Annotated in this window: 24 protein-coding genes; 6 read left to right on the top strand and 18 right to left on the bottom strand. The window is 54.1% G+C overall.

Features of this window, described 5'->3' with window-relative positions:
* Positions 1-9 precede the first annotated feature (9 nt).
* On the bottom strand, positions 10-1,596 hold the full coding sequence (locus WC326_15265) for a hypothetical protein (protein MFA7332427.1): 1,587 nt from the start codon (positions 1,594-1,596) through the stop codon (positions 10-12).
* Positions 1,597-1,688: 92 nt separating this feature from the next.
* On the opposite strand from WC326_15265, the gene WC326_15260 reads away from it, so the two are divergent.
* The 6 genes from WC326_15260 to WC326_15235 all read left to right on the top strand — a co-directional run bounded on the left by WC326_15260 (position 1,689) and on the right by WC326_15235 (position 4,677).
* Complete coding sequence (locus WC326_15260) at positions 1,689-2,531, top strand: tyrosine-type recombinase/integrase (GenBank protein MFA7332426.1); 843 nt, start codon at positions 1,689-1,691, stop codon at positions 2,529-2,531.
* 201 nt (positions 2,532-2,732) lie between these two features.
* A complete protein-coding gene (locus WC326_15255; GenBank protein ID MFA7332425.1) occupies positions 2,733-3,107 on the top strand; it encodes a hypothetical protein in 375 nt (124 codons plus the stop codon).
* A 177-nt stretch (positions 3,108-3,284) separates the two neighbouring features.
* A complete protein-coding gene (locus tag WC326_15250) occupies positions 3,285-3,695 on the top strand; it encodes a hypothetical protein (GenBank protein MFA7332424.1) in 411 nt (136 codons plus the stop codon).
* Between the two features lie 22 nt (positions 3,696-3,717).
* Positions 3,718-4,032: a hypothetical protein gene (locus WC326_15245; protein ID MFA7332423.1), complete on the top strand. Its 315-nt coding sequence runs from the start codon at positions 3,718-3,720 to the stop codon at positions 4,030-4,032.
* An 83-nt stretch (positions 4,033-4,115) separates the two neighbouring features.
* A complete protein-coding gene (locus WC326_15240; protein ID MFA7332422.1) occupies positions 4,116-4,379 on the top strand; it encodes a hypothetical protein in 264 nt (87 codons plus the stop codon).
* Between the two features lie 73 nt (positions 4,380-4,452).
* Complete coding sequence (locus tag WC326_15235; GenBank protein ID MFA7332421.1) at positions 4,453-4,677, top strand: hypothetical protein; 225 nt, start codon at positions 4,453-4,455, stop codon at positions 4,675-4,677.
* Positions 4,678-4,688: 11 nt separating this feature from the next.
* Here the strand turns inward: WC326_15235 and WC326_15230 are convergent, their stop codons facing one another.
* The 17 genes from WC326_15230 to WC326_15150 all read right to left on the bottom strand — a co-directional run bounded on the left by WC326_15230 (position 4,689) and on the right by WC326_15150 (position 23,637).
* Positions 4,689-5,642, bottom strand: a complete 954-nt coding sequence (locus WC326_15230) for a PD-(D/E)XK motif protein (GenBank protein MFA7332420.1) — start codon at positions 5,640-5,642, stop codon at positions 4,689-4,691.
* The gene (locus WC326_15225; GenBank protein MFA7332419.1) at positions 5,635-7,752 is read right to left on the bottom strand and encodes a Z1 domain-containing protein; all 2,118 of its coding nucleotides are present in this window, start codon (positions 7,750-7,752) and stop codon (positions 5,635-5,637) included. Before WC326_15225 ends, WC326_15230 begins: the two co-directional genes overlap by 8 nt.
* Before the next feature lie 184 nt (positions 7,753-7,936).
* A complete protein-coding gene (locus tag WC326_15220) occupies positions 7,937-9,925 on the bottom strand; it encodes an ATP-binding protein (protein MFA7332418.1) in 1,989 nt (662 codons plus the stop codon).
* Positions 9,922-11,412: a DNA (cytosine-5-)-methyltransferase gene (gene dcm / locus WC326_15215; protein MFA7332417.1), complete on the bottom strand. Its 1,491-nt coding sequence runs from the start codon at positions 11,410-11,412 to the stop codon at positions 9,922-9,924. The genes WC326_15220 and dcm overlap by 4 nt, the downstream gene beginning before the upstream one ends.
* 241 nt (positions 11,413-11,653) lie before the next feature.
* On the bottom strand, positions 11,654-12,061 hold the full coding sequence (gene vsr / locus WC326_15210; GenBank protein ID MFA7332416.1) for a DNA mismatch endonuclease Vsr: 408 nt from the start codon (positions 12,059-12,061) through the stop codon (positions 11,654-11,656).
* 29 nt (positions 12,062-12,090) lie between these two features.
* Positions 12,091-13,020: an FAD-dependent thymidylate synthase gene (thyX, locus tag WC326_15205; protein ID MFA7332415.1), complete on the bottom strand. Its 930-nt coding sequence runs from the start codon at positions 13,018-13,020 to the stop codon at positions 12,091-12,093.
* 17 nt (positions 13,021-13,037) lie between these two features.
* A complete protein-coding gene (locus tag WC326_15200; protein ID MFA7332414.1) occupies positions 13,038-14,018 on the bottom strand; it encodes a hypothetical protein in 981 nt (326 codons plus the stop codon).
* 8 nt (positions 14,019-14,026) lie between these two features.
* Positions 14,027-15,820, bottom strand: a complete 1,794-nt coding sequence (locus WC326_15195) for a hypothetical protein (GenBank protein ID MFA7332413.1) — start codon at positions 15,818-15,820, stop codon at positions 14,027-14,029.
* Entirely contained in the window at positions 15,814-16,866 is a 1,053-nt protein-coding gene (locus WC326_15190) for a hypothetical protein (protein MFA7332412.1), read from the bottom strand. Before WC326_15190 ends, WC326_15195 begins: the two co-directional genes overlap by 7 nt.
* 7 nt (positions 16,867-16,873) lie before the next feature.
* Positions 16,874-17,980 (bottom strand): DNA cytosine methyltransferase, encoded by a 1,107-nt coding sequence (locus tag WC326_15185; protein MFA7332411.1) that lies wholly within the window; start codon positions 17,978-17,980, stop codon positions 16,874-16,876.
* 436 nt (positions 17,981-18,416) lie between these two features.
* On the bottom strand, positions 18,417-19,094 hold the full coding sequence (locus WC326_15180; GenBank protein MFA7332410.1) for a hypothetical protein: 678 nt from the start codon (positions 19,092-19,094) through the stop codon (positions 18,417-18,419).
* Between the two features lie 221 nt (positions 19,095-19,315).
* Positions 19,316-20,689 (bottom strand): PD-(D/E)XK nuclease family protein, encoded by a 1,374-nt coding sequence (locus WC326_15175; protein ID MFA7332409.1) that lies wholly within the window; start codon positions 20,687-20,689, stop codon positions 19,316-19,318.
* Between the two features lie 564 nt (positions 20,690-21,253).
* On the bottom strand, positions 21,254-21,748 hold the full coding sequence (locus tag WC326_15170; GenBank protein ID MFA7332408.1) for a hypothetical protein: 495 nt from the start codon (positions 21,746-21,748) through the stop codon (positions 21,254-21,256).
* A gap of 144 nt (positions 21,749-21,892) precedes the next feature.
* The gene (locus tag WC326_15165; GenBank protein ID MFA7332407.1) at positions 21,893-22,261 is read right to left on the bottom strand and encodes a hypothetical protein; all 369 of its coding nucleotides are present in this window, start codon (positions 22,259-22,261) and stop codon (positions 21,893-21,895) included.
* A 59-nt stretch (positions 22,262-22,320) separates the two neighbouring features.
* A complete protein-coding gene (locus tag WC326_15160) occupies positions 22,321-22,860 on the bottom strand; it encodes a hypothetical protein (protein ID MFA7332406.1) in 540 nt (179 codons plus the stop codon).
* Positions 22,861-22,888: 28 nt separating this feature from the next.
* Positions 22,889-23,365 (bottom strand): hypothetical protein, encoded by a 477-nt coding sequence (locus WC326_15155; protein ID MFA7332405.1) that lies wholly within the window; start codon positions 23,363-23,365, stop codon positions 22,889-22,891.
* The gene (locus tag WC326_15150; GenBank protein MFA7332404.1) at positions 23,362-23,637 is read right to left on the bottom strand and encodes a hypothetical protein; all 276 of its coding nucleotides are present in this window, start codon (positions 23,635-23,637) and stop codon (positions 23,362-23,364) included. Before WC326_15150 ends, WC326_15155 begins: the two co-directional genes overlap by 4 nt.
* Positions 23,638-23,758 lie beyond the last annotated feature (121 nt).

Here is a 23,758-nt window from a genome sequence, read left to right as displayed (position 1 = left end):
TCCCCCTTCCTAATCGAACACGCTCTCGGTCAGGACGGGCATGACGAACTCGCCCTCCAGGCCCCGGCCGTCGTCCACCAGCTGCTTGAGGAGTTCGCGCTCCTTCCTGAGCACGGCCGTGCGCGTCGAGTCGATGATGTGGTCGTTGCCCTTGGAGTAGACCAGCCGGCCCATCTGCGTCTGGCTGTAGGTGTGCGTGCAGAACTGGTCCTCCCAGTCCAGATCCACGTCGCCGGCGGGAAAGAGCAGGGTGCGTGCCGCCAGGCGTCCGTTGATCAGGCTGGTCATGTATTCCTTGATGCGCTGGACCTTGGGCCGGCCCTGCGGATCGTAGCTCGTGGTCAGGCAGCCGCCGAAGTCGTAGGTCTCCAGCCGGAAGGCGAACTGGTGGCCCTCGTAGCGGTCCTCGGTCGTCAAGATGTGCTCGACGGCCAGGCCGTTGGAGCCGGCGTCGAAGCCCAGGCCCGCGAAGTCGAAGTGGTCGTCGAGGATGGCGATCAGCGCCGCCTGAAAGGTGTAGGGCATGTGCTCGTTGTGGACGCGCAAGACGGGCACCAGGCGCCCGCGCTCGTCCTCCAGCCAGACCGTCAGCTCGCTGGGGTCGTTGGTGTAGCCCAGGTCGCCACCCATCCAATACGTGCCGCGGGCCTCGTCCTGCAGATCGAGCAGGGCCTCCAGCCGACTGTAAGCCTCGTCCACTGAGTGGATGGCGCTGAACTCCTCGCCGTCGATCCGGACCACGCGGTAGACCTTTTCCAGCTTGCGCTGGCAGTCGCGGAACTGGCGCACGTTGAAGGCCGCGTAGCTCGGCGCGCCGTGCTCGCCCGCCACCTCGTGCTGGAAGCCCGCCGTGTCCTTTCCGCCGTAGAATTTGGCCTCGCCCTCGGTGTCGGCCTGGCACCAGCCCGGCACGATCCAGCTCGGCCACTTGTAGATCCGCCAGCCGCTGGAAGGCTGGGTGATCCGGTAGTAGGTCGTGTTCCTCAGGCCGTTGGGGTTGGAGTAACAGCGCATCTGTCCGCCGCGGTTCAAGACGCGGCGCAGGGCCCGCCAGGCGGGCTCGGGGTACCAAGCGGCCTCGTCCACCAGCACCTTGTCGCAGTGCAGGCTGCGCACGCTTTTGCCCGTCGGACCGGCCGGGCGGAAGTAGATGATCGTGCCGTTCTTCCACGTCTGCTGGTAGTAAGGCTTGCGCGTGATCCGCATGCGCCCGTTCGCATCGACGGCGACCATCTCGCGCAGGAACTCGCTGGCCTCGATGTGGGCCTCCACCTCCTCGATGATCTTGTTCACATGACCGTCGTTGGGCGCCGTCACCAGCATGCGGCCGTTCCGGGCGGTCACGCCGTAGTGCAGGACCTGCACGACGATGTCCACGGTCTTGCCCACCGCGCGCCCGTCCTGGTGGACGATCTCGCGCGAGGCGTCCCGCACGTCCTCCACCTGGTGCGCCCAGAGGGCCATGGGCCGACCCGACTCGGGGCCATCGAGCTGGGAGAGGAAGCCGGCCGAGAAGGCGACGGGGTCGAGCAGAATCTGGGCGAAGGAGATTTCGTCCGCTGAGAGCTTGGCCGGCTGGGGCTTTCGGATGGTCATCGTCCTGCTTCTCAAGCGGTTCCGACTTGACTTCCCGACCGTCTTCGCGCAGACTGGTGTCCGAGACATGTTCCAGGCTGCAAGGAGACCCGATGCGCACCCGAATCCCCGCCTACGCCGAGCATCTGAAGGCCCGGCAACTCGCCGCCGGCACGCTCATGCCCTACCTGGCCGAGCTGGAGCGCCTGGCCCGCTTCCTGGAGGCGGAGGGACTGAGCTTGGAGACGCTTACGCTTCCGCAGCTGACACGGTATCTCGCCCGAGAGGGAAGGGCAAGCGGGACGACGCGCCGGGCCCTGACCATCCTGCACCAGTTCCTCAACTGGGCGAAGCATCCGCTGGCCACCGAGCTGGGCGCCATCCGTCTGCCACGTGCTCACACGCCCTCGCCCGACTACCTGAGCGAGGCCGAGGAAAAGGCCCTGAGGAAGACCCTGAAGGCCCGCACGGACCTGAAGTGCCAAGCCCGGGACCGGGCTCTCTTCTGCCTGATGCTGGACACGGGGATTCGCGTCTCCGAGGCGGCCGGGCTGACCGCCGGCGCCGTGGAGCTACTCGAGAAGCTGATCCGGCTGGTCACGAAGGGCGGCAAGCATCGGCCGCGCTTCTTGCCCATGGAGACGCGGGACCTCTTGAAGCCGCTGGTGGCTGGGCTCGCCCCCACCGCGCCGGTCTTCCAGACCAGCAGCGGGAAGGGCATCTGCCCGCGCCACATCCGCCGGCTCCTGGACGCCTGGGCCTTGCGAGCCGGGATTGAACGCTCGATCCATCCGCACGCCCTGCGGCACACCTTCGCCACCAGCCTGTTGAAAAAGTCAGGCAACCTGCGATTGGTGCAGCTGGCCCTGGACCACGAAAGCCCCAAGACCACGGCTATCTACGCCCACGTGGCCGACGAGGAGCTTAGGGCCGCCATTGAGGGCAGGCGGGCCTGATATTGGCGAGGCAAACCGCAGGCATGGCCGGCTTCGGAGGGGCATCCACGGGATGTATGCTCGAAGTCATGTCAGGAGCGGTTCGCTGGTTTACGAAGTGATCAATGTCTGTTCAACTTAGTCTTATTGATCATTCCATGTATTTTTACGACTTTAACCCCATCAAACAGAAAGACGACGATGTCCTCAGAATTGCAACTCATGAGCGCAGAGCCCTACAGCCAGACTCCAGCCGCCCTGGCCATGCGCCGGCTCCGCACCCAGCGCCGGGAAGTCCGGCTGGGCCTGCAGCTTAGCCACGAGCAGCTTCGCATCGAAACCAGCCGCTACCTCTACCCCACGGTGCGCACGGAAGTGCGGGGATCCGGCAAGGTGTGGGTCCGCCACGCCTGGGAAGGCCGTGTGCAGGTGTGTGGCCACAACCACGTCATCACGCGCAGCGTGTCCAAGTATGGCGCCCGTGGGGCCTACCTGCAGTGTCTGAATCAAGTGGGCGAGTGGCTGCTTTTGCTCTATCCAGCGGATTGGGTTGAAGCCAAGCTGGAGCTGCTGCGGGATCAGGTGCCCGAAACCTAACCCAGGAATTGAACAACCGTACACAAGCGCCCCGAAAGGGGCGTTTCCTCTCTTGATTCAAATGGGATCCGCGTAATGACGATTTAAATGATTTAGTCCGCGATTAATGATCAAACATAACTTGACTAACGAAAGTGTCTCTGCGTAGTTATGCCCACCAAACGAGGAGATGGACCCATGACGAAGATGGCGCGCAAAGACCTGATCGACCTGCTGGGTGAGGATGAGGCCGCTTTCACACAGCTCCTGAAAACCAAGCTCATCCACCTGATCGCCACCGACCAGGTTGACATGGTCCAGCTGGCCCGCGACGAGATGGCCAACCGCGGCCTGGGCCAAAACGCCGAGTGGATCGGCTTCCCCGCCGCCGCAAAGCTCTGGCAAACACCGGTGGCGACCTCCCTTGCGGCAACGGGGCCGGACGACGCCACGCTGGACGCCGGCATGGAGGTCCTTGCGCAGGTCCACCTCGGGATCCAGACGCTGAAAGAGCGCCGGATGGATGCCCTTGACTTCCACGAGGTCAACGTGCTGCAGCTGAAGGACGCCCTGCGCGCCGCCTTCGAGCTGGGCCGGGTCAGCAAGTAACCAAGCACGAGGAGAACTGGACATGCTGCTCACCGACTTGATCGACCGACTGGAAGAACTGGCCCAGGCGCACCCTGACGCCGAGGTCCGGCTGATGACCCAAAGCCAATGGCCTTTCGAATACTCGATCCAGGGATTGGCCACCAAGAGCAACATGGATGACGAGAGCGACCGCCAGGAAGCCGAGCGAATCCTGGAACGGGGCGTCGACCTGGATGAAGAGGATGAGGTTGGCCCCCGCAAGGAAGTCGGCACAGGCCCCGAGATCATCTACCTCGTCGAGGGCAGCCAGCTCGGCTACGGCAGCAAGGCAGCCTGGGACGTTTGCGAACGCTGAATCGCGCCGATCGAAAACTGATACACCAATCACACGCCCGGGCCGACAGGATCCTGCCCAGGCAGCAACCAAGGAGTCGAGCAATGGCAAAGCAGAACTGGGACGTAAAGGCCTTTGTGGCCGGACAGGTGGCGCTGGGACGCGAGACCCTGGGCGGTGCCCGCAAGCGGCTGGGCCGCGTGGATGTGCAGCTTCAGCAGGCCTTCCTGCAGCTTGGGCAGGATGCGCAGCTTCAGGCGGAGATGGCCACGGTGATGGGCCGCATGCAGGCACTGAATGAAAGCGTCGAGCAGGTTGCAATCCACTTGGAGGCCCAGCTGCCAGCCGATCCTGCCAGCCAGGAATGAGCAATCACATCGCTCATAGCATAACGCCCGGCGCTGGCCTGGAGGCCAGCCCGGGCACTCATGCGGAAGAGCAATGTACGAGCAGATGATTCGAGAAGAACTTGCGCGCCAAGATCATATCGGTATATCTTCTCGCTGGGTAGAGGCCTGGATGCGTCTTGAACTGGGCACTTTGGACTGGATTGACAAGGCGCGCTTTCACCGTGAGGTGGCAATCGCTACTCAATGCATATGCGCCTGCACTGATCAGGACAATGAAATGTTGGCAACTTCGCTTTTAGGGGTCAGACACATTTAGATTAAAATGAACTACATGCCTTTTACAATCGATTTTGCTTCTTCTTCGCTAAGTGCGGACCGTGACGAAACATCAATCGTGTATTTAATACCAACAATCCCGCGCGGGGGTATATAGTCGTCCGGCAGGCGTGGGAAGGTGCCAACAACATCGAAAATCAAGCAATCCCGTAGGTTGAATCTGAAAAGCGATCCAGATTGTCGCAAACCGTCGTGCCAACCCACCTTGCCTACTTTGGACTCAAAAACCTCTATCATCTTGCCGTCTTGCCCCAAGGCACCAATCACCTCATCAATCTTCGTCGCAATTGTTTCTTCGCCATCAATGGAGCGTTCCAACTTGATGCTTGCGAAAAGGAGTCGCTTGTCCATCGGTGCGCGAAGTTGGTCTATACGCGAAATATCGTGTCTGTCGTCTGAGCCGACCGTGGTTTTTACTTCAAGGTGGGCGGAATCCCCTACAAAATCATGTCTTTCACGGAGTGGCCCACTCCAAAGATTGCATGCCCGTGCGCCAAGAGTCGGCAACATGATTCGCCACAGGACCCATAGTTCACCGAACAATCCAATCTGCTGGCTGATTCCCAGTTCTGGTGCGATAGGCTTTAATGCCCCTCTGAAATCACCTATGACATTGGTTACTGCATCAATGGGCTTCCGTCCTTGTATCACCAACGCTTTGAAAACTTGGTTTGCCAGCGGAGTGAAAATTGGCTCGTAATGGCTTCGAGCCGAAACATCCAAATAGGTGCGGTCCACCTCGATGACACGAACGCTGATCCCTTGAAGGTCCTGCGGAAGCTCACCCGGATCCTCATCCAGCGCAATGAGCAGATGTATGCGCCCCTCGTCGTCAGCCCCAATCAAGCACCCGTATACCTGAGGATTCACAGGCTCTACAATCAAACCAGGTGCTTCAAGTCGAGATCGCAGATGTTCCCATCGTTCTATCGAAATCTCACCCATTTGCCACTCCGCGATTGACCACAAAGGTCTGCCCTTCGTCGCTGGTCCTTGGAAGCGACAGAGCAATGCCAATGACGGTTGGGACTTCAACGTGGAGTGATTCAGGATCCAGGGCGTAGATCATCAAGAGTCCGCGGTCAGGTGGACGATCCAGGCGCATTGCCTTGGCGTTGTATGAAGTGGCACTCCGATGCGTTTCCGGTCCGCCATTTAAATCGACACCCTCATGGCGTGGCTCAGTCAATATCCCGATGGATTCCGACGCGGTCAGCGAGCGCTGGGCCAGCCCAATCAAACTCGTTCCCAGGTGAATCTGTCGGCCACGTTTAGGATTCGCCACAAAGATGGTCCATGTCATGAGTTCGCCGACCGTCGCCCTTTCCATGATCCAGTCGGCGATCATGGAACTCTGAAATGCAATTGTGTCTTCGTGAACAATGAACTTTCTCAAATAGTCGGCAATGATCACTGCAGGTACGTCGTGATTCAGACAGCCGCCATAGGCTTCATGAGTCGGCGGATAAGCCTTCAAGAGGTCATCTGTCAGATTGACGTTCTGCTCCAAAGCCAATGGATCTCGCAATGGAAACAGAATGGTCTGGGGATTCTCACAAGACCATGAACGGGCAGCCTCTTCCAACTGTTTGCTTTTCACTTTGCTTGTAAGCAAGAGTTTCGTGTGTGCTCGCATTTTGATTGCCATCTCGTCCGGTCGGCGACCTGCACGGTTCAAGGCCGTGATTGAATCCCTCAAGGATTCCTCCACAAGCGCCAGCTCCACGAACCACTGAGCAATACCTTCGGTGGTCCAAATTCGAATCAGGTCCTGGTAGCCCGCGCGGAAGCCATACCAGCGAGCCATCTGCAACAGGGAATCCGCCATGGCCGTGGTGCGCAGAAAGTATGCGACCGTCAACCCTTCCAGCGTCAATCCACGTGAAAGGCGATTGCCGCCGACTGCAATCAGTTGGCGCTCGGGCTTCTCATCGTATTCCAATTCTTCGCCGGTCGTGCTGTTCAAAACGATGACCTGCAGTCGAGCCAGATTGGTCTCGGACTCGGCCAACACTGCGTCTTGATCAGCAGGGAGGTCCACAACGCCAAGATCGTCGAGTGTGGAGCGGAGCAATCCCCTCAAGTACCCTGGAACTACCTTCTCGTGATCTCGCCAAGCTTTGATTTGATGATCAATTGAACTGCCTATGCGAATCTGGTCCTTCTGTAAATGAGAGGCGTGAACCAGCATGGTGTGGGGTTGCCCTGCTTGGCCTCGCAAGTTTCTTATAGCGCCTGCTACCGTGAACACTAACAGCGCATCACAAAGCGATTGAGGAAGCCCTTGTGCTTCCTCCACGACATAAGGCGTCCGCTTCTTTCGCCGCTTGGTCTTCAAAGCGCGGACATCCTCTTCGGTCACAGATCGTAGCACGTGTCGCCCTGGACTTGTTGCTCCAAAGAGTTCCTCCGTGCCTGTGTAACCATCTGGTCGAGGCAGCTGGATGACAAAGTCCTTGGGAAACAAATCCTCACCTACTTCCTGATCGACGGCATTAGGATCGATCAGGATGTTTGCAAACGGTGTTGCAGTATACGCGATGTATGTTGCGCGGGGGATACGGCGCAATGTGTCGCGGATGAGAGAGTTTGTGAGTGATGGATCAGAATTCTCACCATTATCATCGTAAACGCTGGGATCACGTCGATTGCCCTTTGTATTGATCGACGCCAAATCCGCTTCGTCATCAATCAGCAGCACCGGCACGTCGCCCAATTGTCCGTCTAGGCACTTGATCCAATCGTTCAGCCGATTTAGAATTGGAACAGTTTTTTTCATTACTACCAAGACCGTTCCAGCAGTTGCAAAACCGTTGGCGAATTCCGGAATCTGGAAATCACTTTCTTCCGTTGTAAGAGATGTCCAATCGACACCGACTCGGACCAACTCTCTGTTTAATCGCTTCTGAGTTTGATTTCTCAGAGAATCGTGGATTCCCGACAGGACAATGATTAGTCGGTAGCCAACATCAGCGGCTCGCGCTGCAACTGCCGTGAAATTGGCCGTCTTTCCACTTTGGACATAACCCACCACGAGGCCGCGACATTGGTACACGCTTCGCCTGATGTCCGTGGTCCTGCAAATGATTCGCAAGGATTCTTCAGCCACCGAATCAACCTGACGGGGCTTCCATTTAGGCTGAGATCGTAGGTACGTTTCATGGCGGGACCAGTTGGTCCACTTCGTACCGTCGGTCCAACTTCGAACGACTGGTTTCAGGGTGAAATGCTGAATCAGGTCAGACATGGTCGTTGAGAAGTTTCATTACTCCCGCTTGTTCCAAGACAAGAAGGAACTGGGACAACGCGAACTTGGCAGTGTTATCATCATCTATCAAACGTACGAGCTCGACAAGTGCAGGGATCATGGGCGTGACTTCAACTTGCTCTCCAGTGAATCCAGATTTGCGCTCCCAAGGTTGATCGCCGGTCTCTACTAGCCTAATTGCCGACTTCTCTGCTTTGGAAGGCTTTGTCTTCTTGGGAGATTTGGGTGACAACCCTTCCTCAGGCTTACCAGGCTGATTAATCGGTTCTGAAGTGCTGCCATCTTTGGGGTTCTCGGTTGGTTCTGCCTTGACACTTAGCTTTTTTGACTTTGCGTAACGTGTTCGCGCCTCTGCGCGCGGTTCCTTGACGATGTCCCGAATGTGCTCACTAACACTCACTGGGAGTTGTATGATTTGCTTGGAGATGTCGACCTTAAGCAAGTCGTCAGATTTCCGATCAAAATCCACAGAAACACGCAGCAGCTTTGTCTTCTCATCTACAGCGAAAATTCCTTCCCAGCCGCCCCATTTGATGAGACGATCCAAGCGGTAGAAAAACAGCCCCTGAGTCTCGTTCCAACGTCCATAAAGTGAGATCCGATCCCGCGCATCACGAAAGGCCTCGGCACTCTCCGATGCGTGGTATGTCTGGAATTCGACTTCGTTAGGCGTTATGAAGCACCTGACACTAATGTTGGCTGTATTCTCCGGCGTTTTCTCATTCAATTTAATTGTCTTTGGGTCATAAGCCTTTGTCAGTGGATGCCCCATAGGATTGTTCGGAACTAGCGGATTTCCATTGAGTTTTATCTCTAATTTTTCTCGTCCACAAATCATACCTTCCAAATATCTATGAAAAACCAGTTCCAGATGCTCACGAATTTTGGTCAATTCAAATGAATAAGGATCTATACCTTTTGCTATAGGCATCTCAATAGGAGGTCGCATTTTGGTCAATAATACAGCGGTACCATTTTCCTGAATCAATGTAACTTCACTGAATTTCTGCTCAACCGGCGTCGTTAGAACATCCCATTTACGAGTTTTTACAAGGTGGTCTCTATCCCACGTCATGTGGACCAAACTGCCGCCAAGGGCTTTTGTAACAACAGTCAAGCAATCTGCCTGCGACCAGGACGCCCCTTTTAGTCCGTATCCATATTTACCAAGATCGCTCCCTTCATATTGTCCACGCTTTTTAATACGCATTGCAACGGACAACTGTTCAGAGGTCATGCCACATCCATTGTCATGGATACACATCCAGCGTCCGCCCTGATTGGGATTCGGAAACGTGATGTTGATCTCTGATGCACCTGCAGAAATGCTGTTGTCAATCAAGTCCGCCACGGCACTAGGGAGTTGATGACCCGCACGGGCAAGAATATCAAACAGGTCAACAGGATCAGGTTCCATGCCATTCACATCAGTTGTGGTTGAGTTCATTGTTTCAATCCTTGTGAATAGGTTTGGAAAATGCTTGCCAAGAATCCCTCGCGTGAATCTTCCTTCTTCCCCGTAAAGGGCGATCATTCCTGATTGATTCAATCTCGCGCTCTCACCGTGTGATACGATTGCATCGCTAGCTGGATGATCCATCGGTATGACCATCCACGAGGCGGTCGCAGGCGTATGGGATGAATCCACAATCATGGCAAACAGAACACCTGGTTTAACGAATCCGAAATACTTATTTTTGGGGCACCAACCTTCCAATCGCCAGTTCTTGTCTTGTCGCTTAAGCCATTGTTCTCGCTCAACTACCGTTGATTCATCATCCATACAACGGCAGTTGATGAAGATTCTATCGGTATCCTTTGCTGACGGAAATACTCGATCCACTACGTCCCAATCAAAATTGACCGCGCGCTGCTTTGATATCTCATTGCCAAGCCTACGATACTCATGGAACATTCCAAGCTCAGAATGCGTGAGTTGCCTGAGAATGGTAAATATCATGGCTTTCCTGCTGTATTAGAAACAAGCGACTTGCTCAACCCAAGTAACTTGGTGCGCATATCAACAATGGCAGACGCACCAAGACTTGTCCTGATGCACATGGCAATTGCATAGGCAAAGAGCGGGGGAACCGCATTGCCAATCTGTCTGAAAGCAGGATTCATCGATCCTTTGAAAACAAATCCGTCAGGGAAGGACTGAAGTCGCGCGGCTTCCCTGACCGAAATTGTACGTGCCTGAACCGAATCGAAATGGATGTGAGAATAGCTGTCCTTCCCGAGATGTGCCAACAGTGTTCGCACAGGTTTTGTCGAACTGAGCTTCCACCATTTGTTGGGAAATTTCGTGGGATCATATGGCAGTCGCCATGATTTAATGTAATCACGCACTTCAACAGTTCGTCCGTCAACCGAAAGACCGCGCCGCGTTCGCTCCGCCAACCAGTTCTCGATCTTCCTCTCGACAAAGTCAAAAATTTCTGGATACTGCCACCCTTGTCCTATCTCCGCGAAAATTTTGTAATCGCGCGGAAGATAACGTATGACATGCCCCGTAGTGTAATCTCTTGTGCCGAATCCATTCCACCGACGCATCAAATGTGAATATGGCGTGCTTGCTTTGGAAGTAGTGTACCGGACCGGAAGGGAAGGATCCTTGGCTCCACGCTTTAGAATGCCTCGGTTTAATAAATCGAGTGCATTTATTACGGGAAGATCGACAAGAGCCTCTTTCGCCGTAATGGCGGGCGGGTTGTCCTCGCCAGGATTCTCAACCCATCTATGGTGCTCGGATCCCTGTTCGATGACAAGTTTACGAGCGGTGCCTTTCGTGCCCTCGTATCCTTGCGGAAGGACCACATGATGCGTCGGGTTTGGAAATGCAGGATTTATTCCAGTATCTCGATGAAAGCCAATCAGAATCATTCGTTCGCGCGTTTGTGGGACTCCATACCAAGATGCATTCAATAATGTGTAAGTAACCTCGTAGCCTTCATTTGATAAACTCCTGGCGACCAGCTCAGCCACATTGTTACCGCCATGATTCAGGATGTCAGGAACATTTTCCATCAATAGTGCAACTGGTTTAGTGTCGCGAATGTACTGAACGTACCGTTCCCACAAACTCACCCGCCCATCTACCAAAAAAGCGTACTCTGCAGATTCCTCTTTTCTGCGATGAGCCTGTTCCCTTAGCTTCGCCCTTCCCACTCTTGCAAATGCTTGGCACGGAGGGCCGCCGACTAGAACATCAATTTGGTCATCGACTGGGCCAACCATCCCGATTTCGGTGAAGATGTCGGATGGATCCTGACTTGTCACGTCTCGCGAGATGTGGTGCCCAGGATGGTCGCCCCCGAGAGAAAAGGACCCAAAGTTAGCACCAAGCGATTTTGCGGCCCACTCATCAATCTCGACTGATGCGACGGGAGTGAAACCTGCAGTGAGAAAGCCAAGCGAAAGCCCTCCACAACCTGCAAAGAGGTCCATGTATCTGATTGGCTGACCAGACTGGAGGCGTTTCAATTTATTTACGATTACGTTACTACTCATATACATAACTCAACAATAGCTACTAGGCACATTAGGTCACAAGTGGCTTGTTCGGAAATCGGCAAACAAGTAACTACTTTTTCCATAAGAAACCTTCGTGATATAGAACTAGCTCATAGACGGTAAGCGCGCACAAGTAAGACTCCATGGCGGTTTCAATAACTCCTATTAGTAACTTCTATTTAACCAGGAAGTCCTTGATTTTTCGACGAATGCACTCCAGGTCAGCCAGCTCACACTCCCAGATTGTCAGAACATCCCAGCCACATTCATGCAGAAGATTCAAATTTCTAACATCCCTCGCATGATTAGCAGACAGTTTCTTCTGCCAGAACTCCACGTTGGATTTGGGTAAAATGGCATTTTTGCATCCATCGTGGACATGCCAGAAGCAGCCGTGGACAAAAATAACCTTTCGCCGTGAGATGAAAGCCAGATCCGGCGTTCCGGGCAGATCGCGGCGATGGAGTCTGAAACGGAATCCCATGCCATGAATCAGCTTTCGGATTTCAACTTCAGGGATTGTATCTTTACTCCTTATCCTCGCCATTTGGGCACTGCGCTGTACCTTGCTCAACGAATCCACTGCACTCTTCTCCAATGTATTCAATCTCTTTATTCCGGTAGACGCTCCGCATTATCATCTTTCCATGGTACCTTTATTCCCAACCTATCCAGCTTCTTCGAGAATTCACTAGCTTCGCTGCTCTCAACCCATTTTTCATCCTTTTGTCTTAAAAGTCCATTATTTCTCATAACATTCACCACCTCAGTCTTACGACTGTCACTAATCATTTCCATTATTTCAATCTCAATCGCAGACAGCTTAATGGCATTAATTTGATAATCGAGGAATGCTTCCCATGCCATTGGAACCCAATGCTTTACTATTTGCGTTCCAATAACATTAGCATAGCTTCTTATTTCATATTGAGCACTTGAGTTCATCCTTAATGACAAAAAATGAAAAAGATTGTGCAAATCAATTTTCCAATAGGCTTCAGTATATGTAGAAAGCGGTAAATCCTTTCGAGCCTGCTCACGTGCCACACCCGCGCCTATCCTCTCCTCATAAATCGCCTTGCAGGCAATGTGATTCTCTACTTCACTACGACTTAATTGCTCTCCAATCTCGATCGCAATATTTCCTTCACTTCCCTGACGATTTCCCGAAGATTGTGATCTCCATTCACTTGGCCGAGTTTCATGCATTGAATCTATGGCAATCGAATACCGCGTCGAATATTCGTTAACATTAGCCGTTCTATGTCTAATCCATTGACGCCAACAATCCATTGGCACTCTAACATGCAATTTCAACTCACACATTTCGAATGGAGTCGTATGCTTATGCCGCATCAGATATCTAATTAGACTTCTATCATCACTCACGTGCTTGGTTCCAGCGCCATATGATACTCGCGCTGCTTGGACAATTGACGAATCGTTTCCCATATAATCAATTAGCCGCACAAATCCATCATCCAAAACAGATATAGTCCTGTTGATGATATCACCAACCTGAATCTTTTCGTCATCTCTCATCTCAAATTCCTCATATTTCACTGCTCCCAAATATCAAACACTGACACAACATCATCCGGTACAGAATAGGCGGCAAAATTATATGTCTCTGGCTCGGCGTAACAAATCTGCACTTCTCTGCTCTCTAAAGCGACATTAGCAATTGCAATGGTCGATATTTTCGTGTTTAATGGGACAATAATATGGTTATAACCTCTCGATCCATCAATTTCTGCCATCAATGATTGAGCAGTTTGAATGGAATCATTACAAGAGAATTCAAAGGATCGTACCGATCCACGACTAGAAACCATATCGCTAACTAGTTTATGAAAGTGCAGCATGGGCGCTAAATGTGACTCACAAGTGAGGTGTTGTGCTGCCGAAATTCCTCTACCTAAAAGCAAGAGATCGGGATCCATCTCTACTATCATCCGCGTTGCACGTTCATGTTCAAATCCGACAAGAACAATCAGACAATTAGGTCTACCTGGAATTAGGCGCCCTGGAAATCCCAAAACACTTCTTATATCCTTGCAACCTTTGCTTAGCCACTTTCTCTCATCCGGGTCACCTATAGAATACTCCAGTGCGCCTGTATAAATGCACGTTATTTTGGTGAACCTATTTTTAAATCGATGCAACGATTTCAACAATATCAGAAGCATTTCATGTGTAAATGTCGTTATATCAATTACGACATCCCTTATATCAAGCTTCACCAATTCATTTACAACTCTCGCCATAGTGTCAGCCGTGAATAGTGGCTCGTGCATTTTAGTCAGTACCACTGAGTTCTCTATAAAAAACATACTTTTTATCTCTTCAGCAGTATCTAGAATCACAGGTGAACAATCTGTCGAGGCAAATATTTTTACCATTCTAAATTTCATCGACTTCACCGACGCTGGTACTGATTTTGCCCGTTCCTCAAAGCTAGCACAACAAAGGAAAGCGCCCTGTCTTTCCCCAAGGAACTTTGGCAGATCAGAGATAGGCACCTTCAATTCGTTCCTCATGAAATGTCCTAATTAAAGAGAGTCAATTGCTCTGGTTCTTCCTGTGACTCAACATCTCTCAATCGTTTTCCGTCACTCATTGCTCCCATTAGTCGTTCATTAGTTACAAACAGGTAACCAGCAAATCCTGTGGGATCCAGAGTAAATTGAGGCGCAAGACATCTATTTAGAATGAAAAGCCACGTTCTACCTGTCCCATCCTTGTTGCCAATAGTGGCCATATGCAGATATCCAGTCTGTACTCCGAAGGAAAGAACATCCATTATCTCCTTGGTAGGAACGTTTGTCAGCGCTATTGAGAATACTCTGCGTTCTGATCTATCTGAAACTAAGATGTCATGAAATGTAAATCCCATCGCATTTATCAAATTTTGAAGGTTCTGAACGATTCCTAATTTGCCTGTCAAGACCTCTTCGTCAGTTTCCAATTTTTGAAACTGGGAAAACATCATTCTATCACCCTGATCCCTTGCTACTTTATTTTGAATACCGCACGGGATGCTTGCAATCGCGGCTGACTCGCCAGCTTCTTTTATTGTTTCATCAAACATAGCTGCAGCAGAATCAAGAAAATATCTGATAACACCAGAAGACAGATGAACTAAATGCTCAAATCCCGCATACATGTAAGTTGATCTAGCCTTCCTAGTACCCCCCAAACTTCTAATATAGTTTGGCCTTGCATAACGTAATGCATCATCTGAAGCGCGGTAACCTGTTCCTTCTTCCTCCCAAGCAGAAAGTAGTCGCAATCTTTCCTTCTCAACAGCCTCTTCCTGCTTCTTATAAGATGGAAAATAGTCTTCTGGTAGCACACCACTTATTCCCGCCAAGTCCAATCGCTTTTGAACTATCTCTTTAACTCGTCTATGGTATGCAGTTTTACTCGTTGTATATCTGTCTGAAATATTTATCTCCTGATAATCATGTGGGGATTCCACAAGTGTCCCATTCGGAGACACGAAACTCTTGTAATTGCCTAACTGTGCCGAGACTTTTAAACTGATTTCTGGGTGAGTTCTGGTAGACAACCAAGAGTTCAAGATCTTAGTTTGGGTCTTACTCAAATTATCAGCATCGTCTATAAATAGATAGACGCACTTCTTAGGAAATCCTGGTAGCGCTATAAGACCTTGAAAAAATGGCACTAAGAAACCTGTAAATGACAATAATGGCAGATTATAAGCAGGGGCAGGTGAGTCAATCTCAGGACAAAATTCTAAAACATAGCGAATAAAATCTGCATGCATGTCAAGTGCATGATCATACAATGACTGAAAAAAACTCTCTGCGGAAGCGTCATCAAATCTACATTCGGATTTGCATCCAGACAGCTTAAGACGACGAGAGTAGGTCTTTTCTAAAAACTCGCGATATCTATTTTCATCAAATACTAAATTGCTCGACAAAGATTTTGTTAACGCTTGCAACACTTCGATAATGACAGAGAGAGTAAAAAAGTGTTCGTTTATAAGAAATGCGGCATGATGACAATCCAGTCTTTCCAAATCAGTTATCTTTAACTGAGTGTTTTTAATTGGCACATGAAAGGCAAGAAATTCTAGATCCTCAAATGAACGTCCCTCTTTTAGTTTTAGAACATCAGGCAGAAGGCATCGAAAAATCATGCTTTTCCCCGAACCACGGGCTCCAAGAATCATTGAATGACCAGGATTTCTAACCTGCGGAAAGTCAGAGAAGACTTCGACAAACAGCTGTTGGGCAGTTGATGCGTCCAACTTTTCCGGACTCATAACGGTAAACGGATTGGAAAATGTTGAGCTTTTTTGCATTTCTAACATGCGCCATCTCCCCTCAATAATCCTTGCAATGCGATACCATCGGCGGCGGCTAGTGGCTTTTCTACCATTGAGCATATATCTTTCTCAATGGAATTTGGGTACCCTGACAATTTAAGAACAATCTTATCATGAAAGACAGGATTCAGAGTATGCGGTTTATGGACATTAATTTCAGCACTAATTGAATTAATGCCTATCATTCCACGAAAATACCGGCTGCAATATTCAAGTTCCGTCAAACATTTTTTAAGCCTCAACAAGATTTCATCATATAAAAACATCTCAGAGTAACCTCTAGGATCACCGACATTCTCTTTCGTCGATAAACCATCTGCTAATTCAAGTGGCAAATCAAACTTCAATATCAACGAGTTTCCACTAACTCCAGTTTGTTGCAGGCATTTAGAATAGTAGTGAAAAATCTGATTCTCGGGTGGTAGTGATTGCAGCAAAAACCTTGCCGCACGCGTATGATCATCTGAGATTTCATCCGAAAAACGTAGTATTGCGGCTAATAGAGCTGGTTTAATTAATGCACCTTGAAGATGTTCCTCCTGAGCCAATGATGAAATTGTGTCCTTCGAGCCATTAATTTTGCCGCCATGAGCCATTGCGACAGTCGCTATGGTCTTTTTAAGAGGAGTTTCGGATGGAAATAGAACGCCAAGCTCTTCCATCACTTCAAACACTCGTTTCTCATGTTCATCTCTTCCAAAGATGTTGCCAACATCATGAAAGTGAATGGCAAGCAATAAAATGAATATTTCATACCCGCTCAGTTGCTCTACGCCAATTCCTAGCAAAAGTCCTGCACGTTGAATGACCATTTCAACGTGTTCCTTTCCGTGATCATTTAGAAGGCCAGAACCATGAAGTGCCGCTCCAGTGACAACTTCTGGATGAATATTTCTGTTCAAGTAATCTTCTATCTGCTGAAAGATTCTTACGTAATTACCTGCATTGATGGGGAATTCATTAGTCTTTTCAGTATACCGTTTTTCAAGTTGAAATCGGAGACCGTCTTTTTCACTGAAAACACACGTCATCTTTTTCTCACTTGTTATTGAGCATTGATTTCTGATTGTTTGAAGCGGAGAACTTTACAATTGCTTCAAAAACAGATTTAGCCAACAGCGGCGGAACTGCATTTCCTACCTGTTGCTGCTGAAATCCAATAGATCCGCGAAACTCGTACCAATCAGGAAAAGACTGTAACCTTGCTGCTTCTCGTACCGATAATCCGCGATTTTCCCATGGATGCACGACCATGTTCTTTCTATAATTTCCCAAAACAACAGATGGTTTGTCTGCACTTAAACGTCGATAAATGCCGGTGTGGCATCGTGTTCTATCAGTATAGTTTGCCATCAAATCTTCCGAGATATTTTTCCAGTTTCCTCCCTGAGGAATCTGTTTGTAGCGTTCTATTATATAATCAGCACTCTTTGTTACTAAATTTCCAGTGCATTCAGTTTTGTCATCTCTCATCTCGCGCGCGTATTTAGATCGTGCAACTCTTGCATATTTAGAAGTACATTTACTTGCGCCATTAGATAAAATGGGCAAATCAGCCAGCGCTTGACGAACAGTAACTGGATGTCTTGATGTAGCTTTAGGCATTTCTAATTTAAATCCATTACGTGAAGCAATAATGAAGAATCGTGATCGAATTTGGGGTACGCCGAAATCAGATGCGCAAAGAACTCCGTTATTGCATGAATAACCTGCTGTCAACAAATTGCCTATGACAGAGTTCAAGAATAGACCGTTTTCAGTTTCAACTATACCCTTCACATTTTCAAATACAATCCAATCAGGCTTCCATAGATGCACAATTCTAATGAATTCCTCAAATAACCAATTCGTGGGATTCTTGCGGTTTCGTGTGCGCTGGTTAGAGGTCGAAAACCCTTGGCATGGCGGACCGCCAAAAAGAATTGATACTTTGTCCTTTTGAGAAACGTTGATTGTGTTAACATTTTTTATGTTATCAACAACTAGTGTCGTATCAGGATGATTAAAGGAATAGGTGGCTGCTGTGTGCTTATCACATTCAATAGCTAAAGCGACATAGACACCTGCCATCTGAGCGCCGAGCGACATACCACCGGCACCAGCAAACAGATCGACTCCGACGAAACTAGACTCGGCGTTTTGCATCATCTCTCTCTGTTCAATTTGTAATGCAAGTCGTTGCGTACTAACATTTTCAGATTATACATATAACACTCACCTGCCATGGTTGATTGATTTTGGGAAATGTAGTATGCATGTAGTTGAGTCTCAACAGATCCTCTAATGATGGGCCGCCCAATACGTAGGATTGCCCGCGCTCGAAATCACCCCTTACAACCAAAGTGCCCCTGCGTGCCCGGCCGCTTTGCGATGGACCACCCCCCCGGCCCGCCTGTTCAAGGGGCCGCCGGCAGGTAAAGTCGGCGCTTATGCCCGAGCCCATGTCCCAGAACTACCATTCTCGGACCTTTCCCAGCCAACCTGGTGGGCGATCCCCTTGACAGGCAAAAGCCGCCCCAAGGCGGCGCGGCATGTTCTCGGACATGAATTCCGGGTTTTGGGCACTTGGTGGCCCAGAAGGTCAGTCGCCGAAGGGATCCGGCGCCTGGTCGTCGGCCTGGGCGACCTCCATGCCGGCGCCTGGCGCGCCGATGGCGCCGACGCCCAAGCCCTGCGGCGCCCCACCGGCCCGCAAGGCCTTCAGCTGGCCCGGGGTCATGGTTGCCCGCACGCGCTCCAGCAAGGCGCCCACGCCGGCCGCAGCCGCCAAGGCGCCCAAGCCTGCGGCGTCCCGGTTGCCCTTGGACTGGCCGTCGGCGATCTCCTTGGGCGTCGCACGCAGGTTGCGCAGGTGTCTGTCCACAATCTTGGACAGGAAGTCCATGTCCTTGGGGTCCAGGGAGGCGCCGTCGTAGAGCAGGCGCACGTAGGCCGCGCCGGCCATCAGGATCTGGCGGAGGTCCGCACCCGTGTTCAGCCCGGCGTAGTCCCGGTAGATCTCGGCCACGTAGGCCTCCAAGGCCCGTTGCCGGTCCTTGTCCTTCGGAAAGACCTCGGGCACGACCACGCCGGCCGGGAGCTCCGGTCTGGCCTCCAGGTCGCCCGGCGCCAGGTCCTGGTGATCCGTGCAGCGCATCCCGACCGCGGGCACGGCCGACCGGCAGAGCCTGCCGCCGTCCATCTCCATCCCGCAGCGCGGGCTGACTGCGATAGGGTTTCCCCGGCTGCCGGTGTCGATTCTCCCCGGATCTCGCTTCATGCCATCCTCCAGCATCTGTGGGCGGGCCTGGCCCCAGGGCCGGCTGGGAAGGCGCACGCGGAAAATCTCAACAGCCCTGCAGGCCCGCCTGCCGTTCATGACCCCTTTGCGCGCTTCCTTCAAAGCGGCGAACTGAAATCCGTGCCTGGCCGCGCGCCATCCTGCCCAATTCTCACTTCTGAGAATCCGGCTCCGCCTTTCTCAATTCTGAGAATCCGCCCTCACACCCGGATCCTGCGCTTGGCCTTCGGCCGGGGCGCCTTCCGGGCCTGAAGCCCCGGTTCCTCCACCAGCCGCTTGTAGGCCTGCAGCTTGGGGTTGGGCATGGTTTCGATGAGAGGCGCGATCTCGTCCTGCAGGTCCTTCCAGGCCGTGGTGGTCAGCCGACCCTGGGCATCCTTCAACACCAGATCGAACTCGGTCTTGGAGAGCCGTCCAATACGGCGCAGCACTTCGCCGTTGGTGCGGTGATACGCGCGGGCCAGCAGGCTGACGATCTGGTACGGGTCGGTGAACGTGGTCTCGTTCGCTGGTGTGACGCGATAGAAGTGCGTGGGCGTCTCGATCTGCTCGTGTCCGATGAGGTGGATCTTCATGAGGTCGGCCAGCTCTTCCTTCCGGCCGTAGAGGATCTTGGCGGCACTTGACAGGCGGTCGTATTCGATGGCGATGGCCGAGAGGTCGCCCGGATTCACCTGGACCTGGGGCAGGCCGCGCTGGGCCACCTCGCGCCAAAGCGGGCAGCGGGTTTTGTGGTCGCACCAGGCGCAGTACTTGTTCAGGTGGGGTTCGAAGCGCGTGCTCTTCTCGCAGCGCCGCACCAGCGTGACCACCTGGTGGAGCGCCAGGTCGAGGTCTGACGCGGAGCGCGTGGTGCGCTGGGCGATGCCGTGCCGAAGGAGGACGAACTCGAAATCGACGGGCGTGTCCGGCGTAACGGCCAGGGCTTCGGATTCGCGCACGGCGATCTCGTAGAGCGACGCTTGCAAGGAGTGACGGAGCTCGTCCTTCGTGTAGAGCATGCGGTTGGTCTTGTAGTCCTTGATGCGCACGACGCCCTCCGGCGTGACCTCCAAGCGGTCGATGAAGCCGACGATGGGGATGTCGCCATCGGGCTCCTCGATCACCAGCTCGAAGGGCCACTCGAGGCCGAGGATCTGGTCGGCGTAGAAGTCGCCGCTCTTCAAATACCCGACCAGGATGGCCTGGGCTTCCTCCAGCAGCATGCCGCTGGCCTCCGGATGTTCTTGAAAGGCCTGGGTAAGGCTGTCGAGGACGAGCTTCTGGTGGCGAAAGAGCCGGCCCTTGTGCCTGGCGGCCAGCAGCGTGGTGCACGCCAGCTCGAGTGTCCGGTGGCAGAGAGTACCCAAGATTGCGGGTGAGATGGGATTGGCCAGCGGCACCCAGGCCTCCTCACCGAAGATCTGGGGATCCAGGTAGCGGGCCTTGTAGGCCAGGGGGCAACGGGCGTAGGTGTCCAGGCGCGAGAAGGACCAATGCTCGTTGTGGACGACGAAGCCCTCGGGGATGGCGGGGTCGAGGAGGGGCGTGCCTGGGCTATAGGGCACCTGAGGCGCCGTGTGAGGCGTTGTCATGGGCGGGTCCTCGTGGTGGCTTGGCGAGTTGGCTGGAAGGTCACGGCGGGCACGTGGCGCCAGCTGGTGCGGGCGTGGCGCCAGCTAGTGCGGGCGTGGCGCGGGCGGGCGGCGCGGGGGACGCCAAAGGGGGAACCGTCGGTTAGCGGGAAACAGCGCGGGCGTGTGATGTGTGGCGTGCCCGATGGCTTTTTCCAATAGCATGGCAAGTGGCTTTTGCGCGCTCTCTCTCCAGCGCCTGCCCGCAGGCTCCAGGACGCACAACGACTCTTCTTTAAAAAAGAAAAATGATCAGTCGTCGAGTGTCCCCGATCCCGCGGGCTTTTAGAGGGAGAGCGCGCACTCCCCTGATAGTTTGCATATCGTTGGGCCACTGGGCCATCCAAGCTGATTCCACGCCCGATGGCCTGGGCGGAAATCTGATTCTGGAACAGGTCCAGTGGGCTAGAGTTCCAAACGAGTTTTTCTTGTGATACAACTTCGCTCAGCCTGACTGGACCCTTGGCCCACCAGACCCGTTCCGAACCCCTGCCGCCTGAACAAGCTCGTCCCATCGATCGCTGATCACGCCTCATCGGACTCCCCCTTCCAGGCGCGGATTTGCCGACCGCCGGCGTGCCTCGACTCATCGATCCACTCCCTGAGCATGCTGCGCGTGGTCGCATCAAGCGGGGCCTTTCGGCGGTTCAGCCAATTGGTGAGCGTGCGCACGTGGACGTTCAGCACACGCGCCAGCTGGGTCTTGGACAGGCCGGTGTCGGATCGGGCGTAGATCAGGTCGCGCAGGAGCTCGTCGACAACGCGGCCCTGGCTGTCGCGCTTGACCTTGGGGACGGGGTTGACGGCTTCCTTGGGATGCGTGCGCGACACCAGGTCCCAGAGGGCGGCCACGCGGCGTTCCAGGTGCAGGAGTCGCTCGCTTAGCTGCTCCGTGCCCTGCATGCCCGGATGGGTCTGGCGGAAGTGCTCAAGCGCGCTTGAGGTCTGGACGGTCACGTGGTCGAGGAGTTTCTTCTCGCGCCGGGCGAGGTATTGCATGATTTCAGGGGCGATGGGCATGACCGGGAGTCTCCTTGGAGTGAAAGGCGCCCCTGGCTGCGCACGGTGGCCACCAGGGGCGTGGGGTCTTGTTGGCGGGTTGGTGGCGATGTGCTCTGGCGCCAGGCGCGGGAGGGCCCAGACCCGTGACCTGCGAGCCCTGCATCATGGCCCAGGGTCCTCGCGCGCGGGGTGCGTTTCGTCGGCGCGAGGGTCTGCCGTGGAAATCCGTGCCTGCTTGGACCGCAGACTCGCAGCCAGGAAGGCGGCGGGCGTGAAGCGAATCCGGCGGGTGGGAAGCGGCAGGTCTCGGGATCCCGGCTCGCGCGGCCACGCCCAGCGCCGGGCCTTGGGTGCCTGGCATTCCAGGCGGCCCAGATGCGTGAGCGTCAGCGAGTCGCCGATCTGGAGATCCTCAAGCTGGTCCAAGAGGACAGACAGCACGTCCTGCAGGACGGACTTGGCGCTGCGCGCCGAATAGCCGTGGTCCGCCCGCAGGCGCTCAAGCAGGTGACGATGGGAGAATGCAGTCATGGAGTGGTGCCCTTAAGCGGGGCCGGGACCTACAGGCGCCCCGGCACGTGTGTGGGGTGTCAATCGTCGAAGGGATCACCGGGCTCGGGATGGCTTTCCTCCGGAAGAGAGGGGGAGGCGGGGCTGGGAGCGTGGACACGGCGCCGGTGCCGGGACGTCCCATCGGTCCGGCCACTGGGCGCCTCGATCTCCTCCCCTGCCCTGAGGTCCGGTGGGATGGGCAGATCGCTCAGCGTTCCCAGCCCGATCAGCGTCACGCGACTGTCCAGCTCGTTGAAATCCGCCCGGCATGGGAAGTCCTGGGCGAAGAGCGGGTAGCGCTCGCAGTGCTCGTTCAGATCGTCCACGGCCTGGCGCAGCGGGGCCTTCTGCTCACGCACCAGGGCAATGGCGACCTGGCAGCGGATCACGTCGTTCATCTTCTCGGCGGACTCCAGCTTGCGCGTGGCATCGGCGCTGAGTGCGGCAAGCGTGTCCGCCACCTCGCTCCATCCCTCGCAGCGCGTCAGCTCCTGCAGGCGTAGCACACGCGCCAGGAGATGGTCATAATGGTCCAGGTCCGTGGCGCTCGGCTTTCCGTTTGCGGGGTTCTTGTCCACAGTTCAGGTCCTCCGATGGGTGGGTGTGTCAGGTGGCGGACGCGGTGGCTGCCGCCCGGTCGGCGTCCAGGGTGACGTCCAGGATGGCGACGACGTCGCTCTTCAGAGCCTTGTCACGGCGGGTCTCGGGCAGCATGACATGGGCAAGCTCGCGGGCCCCGGCGATCCCTTGCAGCAAGGCGGCCACGCGCAGGAGGAGCGCCTCCCGGGCGCGCTTGTCGTCCAGGATCTTGCCGGCCTTGACGCGCTCAAAGAGCACGCTGGATTCGAGCACGCCCAGCGTGCCCGTTCCCTGGAGGACCTCGCCCAGGACCCCCAACGCCGCGGCGGCGGCCTCGGAGATCTCAGCCGTGGCCTGGGACGCCTCCGCCACACCACGCGCGAGCTGTCGGCGCCACGTCGCCTGCTCGCTGGCCACGCGGCGGCGCACGGTAGCCCGGTACCAGATCCAAACGCCAGGCAGGCTGAGCACAGCCAGGCCCCCAAGGACAATGGGGTGATTCATAGGGTGGCTCCATTGAAGTGGATGAGGATGAAGTCGACGACATCGGCCGGGCGGTAGAGAACGGGCCGGCCAATCTTGAGGTGGGGGGGCATCGGAGCGCCTTCCCAGCGCCGTGTCCGCAAGGCCGAGGCGGTGGTGAGCAAGACCTTGGCCAGTTCGGTTTCCGATAGGAAGGCCGGCAGGAGGGGCGGAGCGTAGCCGAGCTGGCGGAAGATCTCGTCCAGGATCTCTTGGCGCCGGGCTTGTTCCGGCGCGACAATGGGCGTGTTCATGGAAGGGCGGCCTCTCGCGCGTCTTGGTGTTTCCCACCAAAGGGGCGGCGATGGACCTGAAATCGGACAGGGAGGCCGAAGAAAAGGCAGAAAGTGCGGTGGGGACAAGGCCCCTTCCGCA

This window comes from Candidatus Delongbacteria bacterium (assembly GCA_041675285.1).
GTDB lineage: Bacteria > CAIWAD01 > CAIWAD01 > CAIWAD01 > CAIWAD01 > CAIWAD01.
Note: the sequence above shows the minus strand (reverse complement) of the source record. Positions and strands in the feature narration are given on the sequence as shown.

What these genes read in the sequence shown, in the direction of transcription:
- WC326_15255 (MFA7332425.1), top strand. Translation starts at nt 2,733, where the DNA reads ATGAGCGCAGAGCCCTACAGCCAGACTCCAGCCGCCCTGGCCATGCGC.
- dcm (MFA7332417.1), bottom strand. Translation starts at nt 11,412, where the DNA reads ATGGACCTCTTTGCAGGTTGTGGAGGGCTTTCGCTTGGCTTTCTCACT.
- WC326_15175 (MFA7332409.1), bottom strand. Translation starts at nt 20,689, where the DNA reads ATGACAACGCCTCACACGGCGCCTCAGGTGCCCTATAGCCCAGGCACG.
- WC326_15150 (MFA7332404.1), bottom strand. Translation starts at nt 23,637, where the DNA reads ATGAACACGCCCATTGTCGCGCCGGAACAAGCCCGGCGCCAAGAGATC.
- WC326_15195 (MFA7332413.1), bottom strand. Translation starts at nt 15,820, where the DNA reads ATGTTAGAAATGCAAAAAAGCTCAACATTTTCCAATCCGTTTACCGTT.
- WC326_15230 (MFA7332420.1), bottom strand. Translation starts at nt 5,642, where the DNA reads ATGGGTGAGATTTCGATAGAACGATGGGAACATCTGCGATCTCGACTT.
- WC326_15170 (MFA7332408.1), bottom strand. Translation starts at nt 21,748, where the DNA reads ATGCCCATCGCCCCTGAAATCATGCAATACCTCGCCCGGCGCGAGAAG.
- thyX (MFA7332415.1), bottom strand. Translation starts at nt 13,020, where the DNA reads ATGAGAGATGACGAAAAGATTCAGGTTGGTGATATCATCAACAGGACT.
- WC326_15185 (MFA7332411.1), bottom strand. Translation starts at nt 17,980, where the DNA reads ATGCAAAACGCCGAGTCTAGTTTCGTCGGAGTCGATCTGTTTGCTGGT.
- WC326_15245 (MFA7332423.1), top strand. Translation starts at nt 3,718, where the DNA reads ATGCTGCTCACCGACTTGATCGACCGACTGGAAGAACTGGCCCAGGCG.
- WC326_15235 (MFA7332421.1), top strand. Translation starts at nt 4,453, where the DNA reads ATGTACGAGCAGATGATTCGAGAAGAACTTGCGCGCCAAGATCATATC.
- WC326_15190 (MFA7332412.1), bottom strand. Translation starts at nt 16,866, where the DNA reads ATGACGTGTGTTTTCAGTGAAAAAGACGGTCTCCGATTTCAACTTGAA.
- WC326_15200 (MFA7332414.1), bottom strand. Translation starts at nt 14,018, where the DNA reads ATGAGGAACGAATTGAAGGTGCCTATCTCTGATCTGCCAAAGTTCCTT.
- WC326_15155 (MFA7332405.1), bottom strand. Translation starts at nt 23,365, where the DNA reads ATGAATCACCCCATTGTCCTTGGGGGCCTGGCTGTGCTCAGCCTGCCT.
- WC326_15240 (MFA7332422.1), top strand. Translation starts at nt 4,116, where the DNA reads ATGGCAAAGCAGAACTGGGACGTAAAGGCCTTTGTGGCCGGACAGGTG.
- WC326_15180 (MFA7332410.1), bottom strand. Translation starts at nt 19,094, where the DNA reads ATGAAGCGAGATCCGGGGAGAATCGACACCGGCAGCCGGGGAAACCCT.
- WC326_15250 (MFA7332424.1), top strand. Translation starts at nt 3,285, where the DNA reads ATGACGAAGATGGCGCGCAAAGACCTGATCGACCTGCTGGGTGAGGAT.
- WC326_15260 (MFA7332426.1), top strand. Translation starts at nt 1,689, where the DNA reads ATGCGCACCCGAATCCCCGCCTACGCCGAGCATCTGAAGGCCCGGCAA.
- WC326_15165 (MFA7332407.1), bottom strand. Translation starts at nt 22,261, where the DNA reads ATGACTGCATTCTCCCATCGTCACCTGCTTGAGCGCCTGCGGGCGGAC.
- WC326_15220 (MFA7332418.1), bottom strand. Translation starts at nt 9,925, where the DNA reads ATGATATTTACCATTCTCAGGCAACTCACGCATTCTGAGCTTGGAATG.
- WC326_15265 (MFA7332427.1), bottom strand. Translation starts at nt 1,596, where the DNA reads ATGACCATCCGAAAGCCCCAGCCGGCCAAGCTCTCAGCGGACGAAATC.